The sequence below is a fragment of the Streptomyces sp. NBC_00669 genome (assembly GCF_036226785.1).
Taxonomy (GTDB): Bacteria; Actinomycetota; Actinomycetes; order Streptomycetales; family Streptomycetaceae; genus Actinacidiphila.
In genome coordinates this window covers 9372934-9387389 of record NZ_CP109018.1, presented here as the reverse complement: position 1 = coordinate 9387389, position 14456 = coordinate 9372934, and the positions used below count along the sequence as shown (strand labels likewise).

The window sequence follows — 14456 nt, the reverse complement described above, 5'->3', positions numbered from 1 at the left end:
ACGCCGCCCGGCCTCGATCGGGGCGCGCCGCCTCACGGCCACGCGGGGCAGTGCCAGGCGCGGCGCTCGCGGTCGTACGTGACGAGGAAGGGTTCCGCGTGCGGCAGCGGGGCTCCCCAGACCGCGCCGCCGAGGCCGCACAGGTGGCTCAGGGCCACCGTCAGGGAGGCGACGTGCCCGACCACGGCGACGGTGCCGCCCGGGTGCGCGCGGGCGATGTCGTGGAACGCGGCGGTCGTACGCGCGAGGACGTCGTGCCCGCTCTCGCCGTCCGCGACCCGCGACTCCAGGTCGCGCTCGACCACCCACGCGTGCAGCACCTGGGCGGTGAGCTGGTGGACGGCGGGATCTCGCGAACCCTCCAGGGCGCCGATGCCGACCTCGGTCAGGGCCGGCAGCGCCCGCGGGTCGGCGCTCACGCCCGCGCCCTGGGCGGCGATCTCGCCGCTCTGGCGCGCCCGCAGCGCGGTGCTCGTGTAGATCGCCACCGGACGTTGGGCGGCCAACACGCGGCCCGCCGCGGCGGCTTGACCGCGACCTCGGGCCGTCAGCGGCACGCTCGGCACGGCTCCGGCGGTGCCGCTGGTGACGTTCTCCGACTCGGCGTGGCGCATGCACCAGATCCGCACCTCGGGCTTCGTCCCGTGAACGTACCCGCGGGTCACGGCAGCGCCGCTGTCAGATCGACCTCGACCAACTGCCCGGTGAAGCCGAGCCGGTTGACGCCGAGCAGGGTGCTCGCGGTGGTGAACGCCGGGCCGATCGCCGAAGCGGTGAGTCGCCGCCAGGCCGCGCCCAGGACCTCGGTGACGTCGGTGCACACGTAGATGACGGAGCGTACGACGTCGTCGGGTTCCGCGCCCACGGCGGCCAGGGCGGCCAGCGCGTTCGCGGCGACCTGGTCGATCTGGGCGTCGAGCGATCCCGGACCGACCAGCACACCGTCGCGGTCGAGCGGGCACTGCCCGGCGAGGTGGGCGGTGCGGCCGGCCTCGACCACGGTGATGTGGTGGTAGCCGGGCGTCGGGTGGAGCCGGTCGGGGTTGATGCGGGTGATCCTCGGGCTCATGGCCCCGAGCCTGGCGAACGCGGACACGAGGCGCACCAGGTTTTCCGAAGGACCCGAACCGGCGCCGGCTGTTGCGGCGGCTTACGGCCGCGGGCGCGTCAGGGCGCGGTCTGCTCGGTTCGGGCGGCCGGTTCGGTGGCGGCCCAGGCGGCCAGGAGGGTCAGGCCGTCGGCGGAGGGGGTGCCGGGGTCGGCGCTGTAGCTGGTGAGGGTCAGGCCGGGGTCGGCGGGCAGTTCCATGGCCTCGAAGTCGAGGGTGAGGTCGCCGACGACGGGGTGGTGGAAGCGCTTGGTGCCGGTGTGGTGCAGGCGCACGTTGTGCTTGGCCCACGCGGTGCGGAACTCCTCGCTGCGGGTGACGAGTTCACCGATCAGGTCGGTGAGGTGCCGGTCGTACGGATCGCGGCCCGCCTCGGTGCGCAGCAGGGCGACGGTGGTGTGGACGGAGGTGTCCCAGTCGGGGAAGAAGTCGGGCCCGTCGGGGTGGAGGAACTGGAAGCGGGCGGTGTTGACCGGCCGCTCCGGTGCGTCGAACAGCGGCGCGTACAGGGCGCGGCCGAGGGTGTTGGCGGCGAGGATGTCCAGCCGGCCGTTGCGGATGAAGGCCGGGGTCCCGGTCATGGAGTGCAGGACCCGCAGCATGGTGGGGCGGACCTGGCGGCGGGCCGGATGGGTGCCGCGGCGGGGGCCGGTACCGGCGGCGCGGGCGAGGTCGTGCAGGTGGGAGCGCTCGGCTTCGTCGAGTTGCAGGGCCCGGGCGATCGCGTCCAGGACGCTGTCGGAGACACCGGCGAGGTTGCCGCGCTCCAGCCGGACGTAGTAGTCGACGCTGACCCCGGCGAGCAGGGCGACCTCCTCGCGGCGCAGTCCCGGCACCCGCCGGTTGCCTCCGTACGCGGGCAGCCCGGCCTGCTGGGGGGTGATCCTCGCGCGGCGCGTGGCCAGGAACTCCTTGACGTCGCTCCGGCCCGCCCCGCTGGTCCTGCTGTCCATGCCCTCCAGGCTACGGCCGGCCCGCGGCGGCTGAGGGGTTCTGTCATTACCTGGAACAGCAGGTCCTTCCTCACCGGCATGACCTGCGGTTTCCTCGATGGTGAAGCGGTCCGGAGACCCGGCGGGCACCGCACGGACGCCCTACGGCGGCACCACGCAGGACCCGTCCGGGGAACCTGTCCCGGCGGCGCTCCGACGCCGGGACGACCTTTCGACCGATCGACCTTTCGACGTGAGGAGACGCGATGGCAGGACAGACCGCACCCCGGCACTTGGCTTCGGTGGCGCCGAAACTGGTGGAGCTGACCGACGAGGTGCTCTTCGGCGACGTGTGGGAGCGGCCCGGCCTGTCCGCGCGCGACCGCAGCCTGGTCACGGTGAGCGTGCTGGCCGCGCTGTACCGCACCGAGCAGCTTGGCTTCCACCTGAAGCTGGCGATGGACAACGGGCTCACCCGCGAGGAACTGGGCGAGGCGCTGACCCATCTGGCGTTCTACGCCGGCTGGCCGGCCGCGATGACCGCGGCGAACCGGTTGCACTCCCTCGTCGAGGACACCGCGTGAACGGGCGCGCGCCGGTGCGGGGCCCGTCCCCGTACCGCGGGCAGCGCCCGTGGCCGCACCGCACGTGAACACCCGCACCCGATCCGCACCGCACGTGAACACCCGCACCCGAGCGACCGCAGGGAGAACCGTCGTATGGAACTGCTCGCCACACCCCCCACCGCCAAGCTTCCCGGGAAGTGGTTCACCGGCGACGCGTGGGCCGATGTGATCCACCGCGGCGAGGAACCCTCCCGGGTGCGCGCGAACACGGTGCGGTTCGCGCCCGGCGCGCGGACCGCGTGGCACTCCCACGGCCTGGGCCAGACCCTCTACATCGTCGAGGGCATCGCGCTGATCCAGTCCCGGGGCGGCGAGATCCTCCGGGCGCGTCCCGGGGACGTGGTCTGGACCCCGCCGGGCGAGGAGCACTGGCACGGCGCCGCCCCGGACCGGTTCATGGTGCACCTCGCGCTGTGGGAGACCGACGACGTCGACTGGCTGGAGCACGTCAGCGACGCCGAGTACGCCGGGCCCGGCGCGGGTACCCGCGCCTGAGGGGGCGGGCGACCGGCCCCCGCGGCGCCCTCGCCGCGCCCCCTCCGCAACCCCGAGACGCAAACCCCGAAACGATCAAGAAGGCAAGGTAGATCATCATGCGTGGAGCCGTCATCCACTCCCCCGGTGACGTGCGCCTGGAACAGCGCGACGACCCGACGATCGTCGAGTCGACCGACGCGGTCATCCGCACCGTCGCCACCTGCGTGTGCGGGTCGGACCTGTGGGACTACCGCGGCGTCAACCCCGTCACCGGGCCGACCCCGATGGGCCACGAGTACGTCGGCGTCGTCGAGCAGGTCGGCGCCGACGTCGAGCTGGTCAAGCCGGGCCAGTTCGTGGTCGGGTCGTTCTTCGCCTCGGACAACACCTGCCCGAACTGCCTCAACGGCTACCAGAGCAACTGCCTGCACCGGGTGCCCGTCGGCGCCATCGGCTCCCAGGCCGAGTACGTGCGCATACCGCTGGCCGACGGCACCCTCGTCGCCACCCCCGAGCTGCCCGACGACGCGTTCGTGCCGAGCCTGCTGGCCTGCTCCGACGTCATGGGCACCGGCTGGTACGCGGCCGTGGCCGCGCAGGTCAGGCCCGGGCAGACGGTCGTGGTCGTCGGTGACGGCGCGGTCGGCCTGTGCGCGGTGATCGCCGCGAAGGAGCTCGGCGCGGAGCGGATCATCGCCATGAGCCGGCACGAGGCCCGGCAGAAGCTCGCCACCGGGTTCGGCGCCACCGACATCGTCGTCGAACGCGGCGACGAGGGCGTGGCCCGGATCAAGGAGATGACCGGTGGCATCGGCGCCGACGCCGTCCTGGAGTGCGTCGGCACCCAGCAGTCGATGCAGCAGGCCCTGCGTTCCACCCGGCCCGGCGGCAACGTCGGCTTCGTCGGCGTCCCGCACGGCGTCGCCGTCGACGGCACCGAGTTCTTCTTCTCCCACGTCGCCATGCGAGGCGGCCCCGCACCGGTCCGGGCGTTCCTGCCCGACCTGATCGAGCGGGTGCTGTCCGGCCGGATCGACCCCGGAAAGGTCTTCGACCTCACCCTGCCGCTGGACCAGGTCGCCGAGGGCTACCGCGCGATGGACGAACGGCGCGCCGTCAAGACGCTGCTGCTCCCCTGACCGCACCCGACCCCTTACGGCCCCCGCACCCGTATCCGTATCCGTATTCGTATCCGCACCCGAATCACACGCCGACCGAGAAGGAGCCGACGCCATGACGAACTGGCCGCACGACGAACTCCAACGGATCGGGGAAGCCGACGAGTTGGCGATCGCGCCCGCACGCGCGGACGGCACCCGGCGGGCACCCACGACGATCTGGGTGGTCCGCGACGGCGACGAGCTGTACGTGCGGGCGTACCGCGGCCGGCAGGGCAGCTGGTGGCGCGCCGCCCGGGCCGGCCTCCGGGGCCGGATCAGCGCCGGCGGGGTGGAGCGCGACGTCGCCTTCGCGGAGGTCGACGACCCGACGCTCAACGACCGGGTGGACGCCGCCTACCGTGGCAAGTACGGCTCCTCCGGGCCGTACGTCGCCGCGATGGTGTCGGAGCAGGCGCGGGCCACCACGCTCGCGGTCCGCCCGAGCCCCTGACGTCCTGAGTTCCCGGCCGCAGGGTTCCCGCCGCCGGTCGCTCCCACCGTTACCGCCGGCAGGTCCGTACCGTACGAAACCGCACCCGCACCCCACACCGCCTGGAGAAGCCGTGACCACCATCGCCATCATCGGAGCCGGCCCCGGTCTCGGAGCCGCCGTCGCACGCCGGTTCGGCCGCGAGGGCTTCGACGTCGCCGTCATCTCGCGCGCCCAGGATCACGCGGACGCCCTCGCCGCGCAGCTCGGCGGGGAGGGGGTGACCGCGCGGGGCTTCTCCGCCGACGTGCGCGACCCGAAGGCCCTGACCGCCGCGCTCGACGCCGCCGCGGCCGCGCTCGGCACCATCGAGGTGCTCCAGTACAGCCCGGTCCCACACCGGGACTTCATGAAGCCCATCCTGGAGACGACGGCCGCCGACCTGGTCGGGCCGGTCGAGTTCTCGGTCTACGGTCCCGCGACGGCCGTCGGGCAGGTGCTGCCGGGCATGCGCGAACTCGGCCGCGGCACCCTGCTGTTCGTCAACGGCGGCAGCGCCGTCCAGCCGCTCCCCGAGCGCGCCGGCACCTCCATCGCCTTCGCCGCCGAGAGCATCTACGCCCAGCTCCTGCACGACACCCTCGCGGACGCCGGCATCCACGCCGCCCAGCTGATCATCCCCGGCGCGATCACCCCGGGTGACCCGCACAGCGACCCCGAGATCCTGGCCGACACCCTGTGGTCCCTGCACCACACCCGCGAGGGCTTCCGGCACTTCGCGTCGCCCCTGACCACCTGACCGCCTGGCCGCCTGGCCGTCTGGCCGTCTGCCTGGGGCCGACCCGGGCGTCCTGACCCGGACTTCGCCCGCCGGATCAGGGGCGGGTGCCGGTGAGGTGGGCGTAGGCCACGACGTTGCCCTCGTACTCCTGGCGCTTCTTGTCGAACCCGCCGCCGCAGGTGATCAGGCGCAGCTCGGGGCGCGCGGAGTTGCCGTAGATCTCGACCGTGGGCGGCTCCATTCGGGTGACACCCCGTCGGGGTTCGCGAAAGGGCGGCCCCGGGCGGTTCGTGCGCCCGGGCAGCCCACCGTGCGCACCACAATTCCCTTGCGTACGGCGGCCGGCCCGGCAGACTACGGGGATGACGATCAGCGACCCGCCGCCCACTCCCGCGCAGCGGGCGCTGCGGCACGTCGAGGAGCGCTCGACCGGCGCCCCGGTCGACCCGCGGCTGCGGGTGACGCTCAACTTCCACCCGGACCGGGCGCACGACGGCCTGCCGATCCTGGCCCGGCTGGCCGCCGACGGCGTGTACCGCTCCCAGTTCGTGACCGGCACCAGCAACGGCGGCCTGACCGCGCGTCCGGGCGGCGACCGCTGGCGCTGGGAGAGCCGGATCTTCGGCGGGGCGTACGACGACGCGCCGCCCGAGCAGCGGCCGGTGTACGGGGCGCTCGACTTCCGCCGCCGCTCCACCGGCGGGGCGCCGCGGTTCGGCTCGGCGCACTTCCGGCTGACCGCGGGCGCCGTCGCCCGGACCACGTTCTGCTACCCGGACAGCTTCTGCGAGCCCTCCGACTTCGGCGTCGCGGGCCGCATGGCGCTGGTCGCGCTCGCCGAGGCGGACGACAAGGACGCGCTCGACGACTACGTCGAGGCCCAGGTGCACGGTCCCGTCCTGCTGGAGCGGGACGTCGAAGCCCTCGTCCTCGACGCCTGCCACCGGAACACCGCGGTCGAGGAGCAGGCCCGGGCGCTGCCCTGCCCGCTGGAGTGGCACGCCGGATTCCGGCTCTCCGTCGCGGAGTTGCGGCGCCATCCCGACTACCGGGGGCCGCGGTTCGTGGAGCTGGGCACCCGGATCGCCGTCGACGGGCAACTCGACCCCGCGATCATCGCGGCGGCAGTCGCCACCGGCACGCACGACCCGCAGGACCTGAAGAAGGTGTGGCACTACCTGGCCCGCTTCGGTGCCCCCGCGACCCGGGATTCCGCCCCGCTCCCCCGCGACACCTCCCCCGCGAGCGCCCACCCCTGAGCTTGGACGCGTGATGCCCGGCGGGCCTTTGCGGACGTCAGACGCGAGCCGGGACCTGCTGCGCCGAGTGACCCAGGGCAGCGGCGAGGACGGTCAACGCCTCGTCACTCGACCAGGCACGCTCGGGGTTCCACACGGCGATCTCGGCGCCGGGGTGTCCGCAGCCGATCCGCTCCGGACTAATCCGGACTACGGGTGCAGCTTCTCGCCCTTCGCCAGCATCGCCACGTACTTTTCGATCCGGCGCGCCCGGGTCTCGGCCTTCTTGGCGTCGTGAATCCGGTAGAGGATCGCGTAGCGGTTCTGCCGGTCCAGTGTCTCGAAGAACTCCGCCGCGGCCGGGTCGGCGGCCAGGGCGGCCGCGAGGTCGTCCGGCACCGTGGCGGTCCTCGCCCCGTCGTAGGCCGCTTCCCAGCGGCCGTCTGCCTTGGCGCGGTCGACCTCGGCCTGTCCCGGCGGACGCATCCGGTCCTGCTCGATCAGGGCGGCCACCTTGTCCCGGTTGGCCTTGGACCACTTGCTGCGCGGCTTGCGCGGGGTGAACCGCTGGAGCCACCACTGGTCGTCGAACTTCGCCTTCTGGCCGTCGATCCAGCCGTGGCAGAGGGCCACGTCGAGCGCCTGGGTGTAGTCCAGCGCGGCGGTTCCGGTGCCCTTCTTGCGGAGCTTGAGCCAGATGCCGGGCGAGACGGCGTGGTTCTCGCCGAGCCATGCCTGGAACGCCTCGGCGGATTCGAATGCGACGATCTCCAAGTCCTGAGTCACCCCAGCAGCGAACCACACCCGGCCGACGGCCATGAGGCATTCGGCACGGCCCCGGACGCGGGATGCCGGCTCCACGGTCGTCCAGGCCGCACGGGGCCTGCGTCGTGTCCTGGCCGGCCCTGATGGCAGCCTTCCGCTCGCGGGCCCGCCGCATCCTGCCCGATGCTCGGGTGGCCGCCCCGCGAGAGACCTCGCGGCATCCCGCGATGGTCTGCCATGGGGCGTTCTTCGATGGTGTGGGGCACCGTGGTGGTCGGCAACCGGTAGGGGGCGTTGTGGCCAAGGGCAATGGGGTGTAGAGGTCGCGTCTGCGTGCGGCGGCGTGGATGGTCCGAGTGGACCTCGTCGGTCTGCGGGACTACGCGGCGGCTTTCCCGCGCGGGAGGTTCGGCAGCCCTGAGGACCGCTACCGGCATCGATTGATCCGGCGCTACGTCGGCCACGGCGGTCGTTGCCTGCACCTGCGCGGCGGGGTGCTGTTCTGGCCGCGGCCCCGGCAGCGGCTCTTCCAGTACCGGCTGCGCTGGTCCGCGCGCAGGGCCGGCACCCAAGATCTGACGACGCTTCTGGACACGGGAGGCTGGCGCGAGCGGTCGGCCGCCTCGTGGCTCATCGCGGTCGGACGGCGCGCCGACCTCCGCGACCGAATCGCCCGGGACCTGCACAGCGGTACCGCGTGCGGGTACGGCTGGGACTACTGCACGGCGTTGGCCCGACTGGGCACAGAGCAGGATGCCGAACTGCTGCGTCGCTATCTGGACCAGGCCCTTCTCGCTCCACGCCCCGTGGATGAGGACGATCACCGGCACTGCCGGCGGCGGGCCATGGGGGCGCTCCTGTTTCTCGACGGCGTGCTCGGCACCAGCCGTGCACAGCCGCTTCTCGCTCCAGGCGGGTTGTGGGAGCAGTGGTCCGGTGAGGAGGGCACGGACTCCTTGGCGGAGGAGCGGGAGTCGGTCGCACAGTTGGTGGCCTTCGCGGCAGGCAGGAGACCGCAGATCAGGACGTAGGCGCGGTGGTTTCCCGGCACCGGAAGGACGTGGTGAACGGCGCCCGGAACCACCGACCAGGACGAGCGCCGACGCCAGGCCGTCATCGCGGGCGGGCCGGTATCCCGTTTTGCCGGAACGGCACACGCCTTTGCTCATGTGACCGCGGTGCGCGCAGGGTGGGGGCATGAGCGAGCGAGAGATGGCGCGTGTGGACGGGACGACCTGGGACGTCGTGGTGATCGGGGGTGGGACGGCCGGGCTGTCGGCCGCGTTGAACCTGGCCAGGGTGCGCCGGTCGGTGCTGGTGATCGACGCGGGCGAGCCGCGCAACGCCCCGGCGGAAGAGGTGGGGGTGCACGGTCTGCTCGGGCGTGAGGGGATCTCCCCGCTGGAACTGCTGCGCCTCGGCCGCGAGGAGGTCGCCTCCTACGGTGGCCGGGTCGTCGCGGGGCGCGTCAGCCGGATCGAGCGGCGCGACGACGGTTTCGGCGTGATCACGCAGGACGCGCGGGAGGTGCGGGAGGTGCGCGCGCGGCGGTTGCTGGTGGCCACGGGTCTGGTCGACGAACTCCCGGACGTGCCGGGGCTGTCGGAGCGGTGGGGGCGTGACGTCCATCACTGCGTGTACTGCCACGGCTGGGAGGTCCGCGACACGAAGATCGGCGTGCTGGGCAGCTTCCACCAGGCTCTGATGTTCCGTCAGATGTCGGACGACGTCACGCTCTTCCCGAACGGCGGCCCCGAACTCACCGACCAGCAGTGGGAGCAACTGGCCGGCCTGGGCGTCGCGGTGGTGGACGGCCCGGTGACCGGTCTGCGGATCGACGACCGGGACCGCCTCGCCGGGGTCCTGCTCGGGTCCGGCGCGGTCGTGCCCGTCCACCACCTGGTGGTCGCCCCCTACTTCGCCGCGCGCGCCGGCTTCCTCGACGGCCTGGACCTGCCGCTACGGGACCATCCCCGGGGCGTGGGCAAGCAACTCGCCGTGGACGCGGGCGGGTTCACCGGAGTCGCGGGCATCTGGGCGGCGGGCAACGTCAGCGACCTGCTCGCGGGTGTCCCGGCGGCCGCCGCCGCGGGAGTCGGCGCCGCGGCCGCGATCAACATGGACCTCCTCACGGCCGACGCGGAACGCGCCGCGGCCCTCCGCACCCCGCCGCAACACACCCCGCCCAGCGCCGCGTCCGACCCGTTCGACGCGTTCGCCCCGGCCATGGAGGCGGAGGTCTCCCGCCGCATCCTGGGCACCCGCGTCCACGGCCTGGACTCCCCCACGGCGGAGCTCTGAGGACGCGCGTGACCGGGTGCCGTCGCGCCATACGTCCATCCGGTCACGCCGCCCGGGTGCCGCTCGGCGAGGGCCCGCACACGGCGGCACGCCTCCCCGTCGGGCGGTCGGCGGGGAGGCGGTCGCAACTACCCTGTCCGTAGGGGATCTCGGACGGCTGCGGCGGGTGTGACACCGGTGTCGAGGGGAAGTCATACACCTGCGTTATTGTGCGGAATCACGCGATGGTCGCGTTCATGGGTACATATCGGCGAGCAGGATGCGGTGACGGTTGGTGAGACGGTGGATCGGCACGCGTCCGCGCCGTGGGGCGGACGGCGGACGGCGGGACGCGGAGGGTGCCGAGGCGGTGGGCGGGGCGGCGGGCGCGGGGCCCGGCTCCGTGGACGCGGTGGACCCGGACGCCATCCACGTCGAGGAGATCGACGGCGTCCACGTGGTGCGTACGGTGGGCGAGCCCGCGCCTGACCCGATGTCGATCGCCGAACTCGGCTACGCCATGGCCGCGCAGGACGGCACCACGGTCACCGTCGTGGTCGGCACCGAGAGCGAACGGGCCTGGTCGGGCCTGGAGGAAGTGCTCGACGGGCAGCGGCCGGGCTCGTTCCGCGAGGTGCTGCTGGTGCTGTCGCACGCCGCCACCGCCCGCGCGGACCGGCCCGCGGTCGCACGCAGGATCGTCGAACGGTGGGGTGTGCGCGTGGTCGCGCCCGACGGGGCCGCGCTGCTGGTGCCGGGCGGCTCGCTGTTCGTGCCGCGGCGCCCGGAGGACCCTGAGGAGACCGGGGGCGGCGCCGGGGCCGGCCAGAACCGCGGCTGGTGGCGGTTCGCCCCCGAGGGCGAACCCGAGCCGCTGGGACGGCAGTTGCCCGCGCCGTCGTGGCAGGCGGACCTGGACCGGCTGTCGGGGACCGCGACCGGGGAGACCGCGATCCACCGGATTCCGGCGGGCGTGGCGCTGCGCCCGCTCGATGAACCCGCTCCGCTTCCCGGCGACCTGGCGTTCGCCGTCCCGGTCGGCCCGGACCGGCCGGTGGTACTGGTGGGCGCGCCCGGCGACGAGGTCGAGCTGACCCCGCACGACGTGGTCGGCGCCCTGACGCTGCTGCCGCCGCCGATACGCTCGGCGATCCGGCTCGCCCCGGGCGGCAACAGCGACCTGCTCGCGGCCGGACAGCTGGCCGCGGACACGTTCCGCATCGAGGTGGAGGTGCTGACCGGCGCGCCGCTGATGACCGACGGCCTGTCGCCCGACGGCGACACGCACCAGGTGCGCACCGTACTGATCGGGCGGGACGGCACCCCGGCCTGGCGCCCCTTCGTGGAGTCGGTGGTGTGCCGCCCGCAGCTCGACGGCCCGCCCGTACCGCCGCTGCTGCTGCGCTGGCAGCCCCCGCTCAGGGGCGTCGGTTCGGCGCGGACCGGGGTGCTGCGGCTCTCCGAGTCCTGGCAGGTCGCGGTGACCAGGTCCGGGCTGCGCGTGACCCGGGTGAGCGGCATGCCGATCGCACTCGCCGAGCGCCCGGTCGACGCGGACGCGCCCGCGATCGAACTGGGCACGCCGGGCCGCCCGTTGGGCTCCTCCGCGCTGCCCGCCCTCCGTACGCTGCTGGCCGCGCTCAGCCCGGAGGTACGCGAACGCGCGGTGCTCCACCTCTACGGCGACTGCGGCACGGAGCAGGCGCGCGAGTTGAGCCGGGTGCTGTCCGAGCACGGCGTCAAACGGCTGCGGACGAAGCCGCCCCAGCCCGCCGCGCGCCGCCCGGCTCCCCCGGCCCGGCCCCACCCGCTCCCGGCGGCACCGGCGGTCCCTGCGTTCCCTGCGCCCGGTGGAACCCGCCAGCAGCCCGGGCCGCGGCTGCCCGCCCGCCCCGTGCTGCCCCGGCCGTCGGGCGGCGGTCAGGCAGGGCCGGCGCCGGTTCCAGTTGCGGCACCGGCACCGGCACCGGTGAGCGCGCCGGTGCCCCCGCCTCCGGCCGCACCCGCACCCGTGCCTGTGCAGGCCGCTGCCCCTGCGCCCGCACCCGACGCCCGAAGTGCCGTACGCAGCAAGGCCGTCGAGCCGCCCACGGCGCCCGGGCCCATACCGCCGCGGCCGCCGGCCGGCACGGCTCCCCCGGCACCCATACCGCCAGGACCCGTACCGCCGCAGGCCGCACCGCCTGCGCCCGTACCCCCCGCAGCCGTACCGCCCGTGGTGCGACGGCCGGTGCTGACACCGTCGTTCGGGCTGGGCCACCGCAGTTCCGCCGCCCAGCGCGAGGCGTTCCGGGCCCTGGTGCCGGACGAGGTCTGGCGCGCGCAGGAGGAGGCCGTCGAGCGGATGCTGGGCCGGGCGGCCACCGAGGAGATGGGCGAGTGGGCGCCGCATCCCGTCGACGTGCTGGCCGTTCACCTGTACCTCACCACGGGGGACGGCCCGCTCGGCCACCTCGCGCTCGGCGCCGCCCTGCGCGCGGGCGACCCTCGCGTGCTGCCCTACGCCGCGTGCCTCGCGTCGGGCCTGGGCCGCATGGTGCCGTACCGGGGCCCCGCGTTCAGGAGCGGTGACGCGCTGGCGCCCGAGCGGACCGTACCCGGCCGGCTGCTGCGCGCGCCCGGCCCGGTCAGCGCGTTGACCGCGAACCTGCGCGGCCCCTCCGCGACCACCCGGTACGCCGTCTGGTCCGAGAACGGGCGACGGGTCCGCCTGGAGCGCGGTGGCGCCCAGCCCCGCACCGGCGGCGCCGCGGAGTCCGCGGACGAGGTCGTCTTCGCACCGGGCACGACCTTCCGCGTCCTGGACGTGCGTGAGGTACGCGGGTCCGGCGTGGTGCTGCTGCGGGACGTGACGAGCGGCGCGGGCTCGGGCACGGCGGCCGAGCAGGACCGGGCCGCGCTGCTCGCCCTCACCGAGGCGCTGGACGAGGGTGTGCCGTCCGGCAGCAGGGGCCGGGTCCGGCGCTGGCCGGCACGCTGCTCGGGCCCCGCGGGCTGGGAGTGACGCCGAACGGCCGCCGAGGAGAGCCCTGGTGCCGATCCTCGGTCGGCCGCCGACCGGGCCCGTGGCCGGGGTGACCGCAGCGGTAGCGGCGGCGAGGCCGATCACCGCGGCGCCGGCACCCCGCTCGGCGACCTGGACGCCGTCGGTGCCGCCTTCGCACCAGCCGACGCCGCATCAGGCGATGTTCACCCTGTTTTCGAGGTGAGATACGGTCCTCGGCCATGGGCCAGTTGGTATTGATCAGGCACGGCGAGACCGCGTGGAGCCGGACCGGGCAGCATGCCGGCCGTACCGACCTGCCACTGACCGAGGCGGGCGAGGAATCGGCTCGTGCGCTCGCGCCCCGGCTGGCCGACCGGGAGTTCGCCGCCGTCCACACCAGCCCGCTGACCCGCGCGGTACGGACCGCCGAACTGGCCGGATTGAGCAGCGCGAAGCCCGACACCGACCTGATCGAGTGGGACTACGGTCGCTACGAGGGGCTGACCGCCGAGCAGATCCAGGAGTTCAGGCCCGGCTGGGAGCTGTGGCGCGACGGCGTCGACGGCGGCGAGGACCTCGGGCAGGTGACGGTGCGGGTCGATGCCTTCCTCGGCCGGGTCCGGCCGCTGCTTGACCGGGGCGACGTGGCCGTCGTCGCGCACGGCCACCTGTCCCGCATCCTCACCGCGCGCTGGCTCAGCCTTGACGCGTCGGCCGGGCGGCAGTTCGGGCACCCGCATCCGGGCACGATCAACACGCTGGGTCACGAGCACGGGTTGCCGGTCGTGCTCGGTTGGAACGTGCCGTGATACCGGCTGGCCCTCGCGGCGAACTGCGGCGCCCTCGTGAACATCGCCGCGTCGGCACCCGGTTCGACGTTACTCACGCCTGAGCCCGGCCCGGCGGTCGGCCCGACCATCGGGCCGACCGCCCGCCCCTCCCCCGGCGAACCCGGCGTCGTGTCGCGCGCGGCCGAACCCGCGGGTGAAGCAGTCAGCCGCGGCCCCGGGCGCGGCCTTCCCCCTCGGTCGCATCGCCGAGGGACCCACCCGTCAGGGCCCACCCGTCAGGGCCCACCCGTCAGGGCCCACCCGTCAGGATCGCCCCCGCGACCACGTCGAAGAGGCGATCGGCGCGGGGCGCGAGCGAGGGCTGGTCGCCGAGCCAGGCGAGCATGGCGATCAGCGCGAACAGGTCGGCGCCGTCGATGTCGCTCCGCGCCGTGCCCGCGGCCTGAGCACGGGTGAGGAGCCGCGCACCGGCCGCGCGCAGGGTGACGCAGGAGGCGTGGAGCGCGGACTCGGTGTCCTCGATGGCGGCTGCCATCAGCTCGGTCACGCCCCGGTACTCGGTCGCCCACACGACGCAGTCGCTCAGCCACGTGACGAGGGCGTCCTCGGGCGCGCTCGATGTCTCGAACTCGCCCGCCTTCGCCGTCAGTTCGTCGAAACTCGTGCGGAGCAGGGCGTCGAGCAGCGCCTCGCGGGTCGGGAAGTGCCGCAGCAGCGTGGCGAGCCCCACGTCGGCCCTGCGCGCGATGTCGCGCAGCGAGGCGTCGACGCCCTGCTCGGAGATGACGGTGCCCGCGACGGCGAGCACGTGGTCACGGTTCTTCCTGGCGTCCGCCCGCATCGGTCCCCTTGACTATCCGGATCAGTGGTCCATATATTCGG

General features: G+C 74.2%; 16 protein-coding genes. 10 read left to right on the top strand and 6 right to left on the bottom strand.

The annotated features are described in order from the left end of the window. Positions 1-32: 32 nt before the first annotated feature. The 3 genes from OG896_RS39440 to OG896_RS39430 form a co-directional block, all read right to left on the bottom strand. Entirely contained in the window at positions 33-614 is a 582-nt protein-coding gene (locus OG896_RS39440) for a histidine phosphatase family protein (protein ID WP_329373278.1), read from the bottom strand. Between the two features lie 47 nt (positions 615-661). After that, a complete protein-coding gene (locus OG896_RS39435; protein ID WP_329373276.1) occupies positions 662-1069 on the bottom strand; it encodes a RidA family protein in 408 nt (135 codons plus the stop codon). 98 nt (positions 1070-1167) lie between these two features. Then, positions 1168-2061 (bottom strand): helix-turn-helix domain-containing protein, encoded by an 894-nt coding sequence (locus tag OG896_RS39430; protein ID WP_329373274.1) that lies wholly within the window; start codon positions 2059-2061, stop codon positions 1168-1170. A gap of 245 nt (positions 2062-2306) precedes the next feature. Between OG896_RS39430 and OG896_RS39425 the strand changes: the two genes are divergently transcribed. The 5 genes from OG896_RS39425 (at position 2307) to OG896_RS39405 (ending at position 5532) form a co-directional block, all read left to right on the top strand. Next, positions 2307-2624 (top strand): carboxymuconolactone decarboxylase family protein, encoded by a 318-nt coding sequence (locus OG896_RS39425; RefSeq protein ID WP_329373272.1) that lies wholly within the window; start codon positions 2307-2309, stop codon positions 2622-2624. 135 nt (positions 2625-2759) lie between these two features. Then, complete coding sequence (locus tag OG896_RS39420; RefSeq protein WP_329373269.1) at positions 2760-3161, top strand: (R)-mandelonitrile lyase; 402 nt, start codon at positions 2760-2762, stop codon at positions 3159-3161. A 98-nt stretch (positions 3162-3259) separates the two neighbouring features. Then, positions 3260-4282: a zinc-dependent alcohol dehydrogenase family protein gene (locus OG896_RS39415; protein WP_329373267.1), complete on the top strand. Its 1023-nt coding sequence runs from the start codon at positions 3260-3262 to the stop codon at positions 4280-4282. Positions 4283-4376: 94 nt separating this feature from the next. Next, positions 4377-4754, top strand: coding sequence for a DUF2255 family protein (locus OG896_RS39410; RefSeq protein WP_329373265.1), 378 nt, complete (start codon positions 4377-4379; stop codon positions 4752-4754). Between the two features lie 112 nt (positions 4755-4866). Continuing rightward, positions 4867-5532, top strand: a complete 666-nt coding sequence (locus OG896_RS39405; protein ID WP_329373262.1) for an SDR family NAD(P)-dependent oxidoreductase — start codon at positions 4867-4869, stop codon at positions 5530-5532. Positions 5533-5608: 76 nt separating this feature from the next. On the opposite strand, the gene OG896_RS39400 is transcribed toward OG896_RS39405, so the two are convergent. Continuing rightward, positions 5609-5755 (bottom strand): hypothetical protein, encoded by a 147-nt coding sequence (locus tag OG896_RS39400; RefSeq protein ID WP_443057216.1) that lies wholly within the window; start codon positions 5753-5755, stop codon positions 5609-5611. Positions 5756-5876: 121 nt separating this feature from the next. Between OG896_RS39400 and OG896_RS39395 the strand changes: the two genes are divergently transcribed. Beyond that, on the top strand, positions 5877-6773 hold the full coding sequence (locus tag OG896_RS39395; RefSeq protein ID WP_329373260.1) for a DUF3626 domain-containing protein: 897 nt from the start codon (positions 5877-5879) through the stop codon (positions 6771-6773). A 189-nt stretch (positions 6774-6962) separates the two neighbouring features. On the opposite strand, the gene OG896_RS39390 is transcribed toward OG896_RS39395, so the two are convergent. Then, positions 6963-7571 (bottom strand): YdeI/OmpD-associated family protein, encoded by a 609-nt coding sequence (locus OG896_RS39390; protein WP_329373257.1) that lies wholly within the window; start codon positions 7569-7571, stop codon positions 6963-6965. Between the two features lie 302 nt (positions 7572-7873). On the opposite strand from OG896_RS39390, the gene OG896_RS39385 reads away from it, so the two are divergent. From OG896_RS39385 to OG896_RS39370, 4 genes are all read left to right on the top strand, one after another. Continuing rightward, positions 7874-8548, top strand: coding sequence for a DUF6000 family protein (locus OG896_RS39385; protein ID WP_329373255.1), 675 nt, complete (start codon positions 7874-7876; stop codon positions 8546-8548). 166 nt (positions 8549-8714) lie between these two features. Further along, positions 8715-9818 carry an NAD(P)/FAD-dependent oxidoreductase gene (locus OG896_RS39380; protein WP_329373253.1) on the top strand — a complete coding sequence of 368 codons (1104 nt, stop codon included), beginning with the start codon at positions 8715-8717 and terminating at the stop codon, positions 9816-9818. A 349-nt stretch (positions 9819-10167) separates the two neighbouring features. Further along, positions 10168-12801: a hypothetical protein gene (locus OG896_RS39375; protein WP_329373250.1), complete on the top strand. Its 2634-nt coding sequence runs from the start codon at positions 10168-10170 to the stop codon at positions 12799-12801. Between the two features lie 221 nt (positions 12802-13022). Beyond that, positions 13023-13592, top strand: coding sequence for a histidine phosphatase family protein (locus OG896_RS39370; protein WP_329373249.1), 570 nt, complete (start codon positions 13023-13025; stop codon positions 13590-13592). 271 nt (positions 13593-13863) lie between these two features. Here OG896_RS39370 and OG896_RS39365 read toward each other — a convergent pair whose 3' ends face one another. Further along, entirely contained in the window at positions 13864-14415 is a 552-nt protein-coding gene (locus tag OG896_RS39365; RefSeq protein ID WP_329373247.1) for a TetR/AcrR family transcriptional regulator, read from the bottom strand. Positions 14416-14456 lie beyond the last annotated feature (41 nt).

What these genes read in the sequence shown, in the direction of transcription:
- OG896_RS39440 (WP_329373278.1), bottom strand. Translation starts at nt 614, where the DNA reads ATGCGCCACGCCGAGTCGGAGAACGTCACCAGCGGCACCGCCGGAGCC.
- OG896_RS39435 (WP_329373276.1), bottom strand. Translation starts at nt 1,069, where the DNA reads ATGAGCCCGAGGATCACCCGCATCAACCCCGACCGGCTCCACCCGACG.
- OG896_RS39430 (WP_329373274.1), bottom strand. Translation starts at nt 2,061, where the DNA reads ATGGACAGCAGGACCAGCGGGGCGGGCCGGAGCGACGTCAAGGAGTTC.
- OG896_RS39425 (WP_329373272.1), top strand. Translation starts at nt 2,307, where the DNA reads ATGGCAGGACAGACCGCACCCCGGCACTTGGCTTCGGTGGCGCCGAAA.
- OG896_RS39420 (WP_329373269.1), top strand. Translation starts at nt 2,760, where the DNA reads ATGGAACTGCTCGCCACACCCCCCACCGCCAAGCTTCCCGGGAAGTGG.
- OG896_RS39415 (WP_329373267.1), top strand. Translation starts at nt 3,260, where the DNA reads ATGCGTGGAGCCGTCATCCACTCCCCCGGTGACGTGCGCCTGGAACAG.
- OG896_RS39410 (WP_329373265.1), top strand. Translation starts at nt 4,377, where the DNA reads ATGACGAACTGGCCGCACGACGAACTCCAACGGATCGGGGAAGCCGAC.
- OG896_RS39400 (WP_443057216.1), bottom strand. Translation starts at nt 5,755, where the DNA reads ATGGAGCCGCCCACGGTCGAGATCTACGGCAACTCCGCGCGCCCCGAG.
- OG896_RS39395 (WP_329373260.1), top strand. Translation starts at nt 5,877, where the DNA reads ATGACGATCAGCGACCCGCCGCCCACTCCCGCGCAGCGGGCGCTGCGG.
- OG896_RS39390 (WP_329373257.1), bottom strand. Translation starts at nt 7,571, where the DNA reads ATGGCCGTCGGCCGGGTGTGGTTCGCTGCTGGGGTGACTCAGGACTTG.
- OG896_RS39380 (WP_329373253.1), top strand. Translation starts at nt 8,715, where the DNA reads ATGAGCGAGCGAGAGATGGCGCGTGTGGACGGGACGACCTGGGACGTC.
- OG896_RS39370 (WP_329373249.1), top strand. Translation starts at nt 13,023, where the DNA reads ATGGGCCAGTTGGTATTGATCAGGCACGGCGAGACCGCGTGGAGCCGG.
- OG896_RS39365 (WP_329373247.1), bottom strand. Translation starts at nt 14,415, where the DNA reads ATGCGGGCGGACGCCAGGAAGAACCGTGACCACGTGCTCGCCGTCGCG.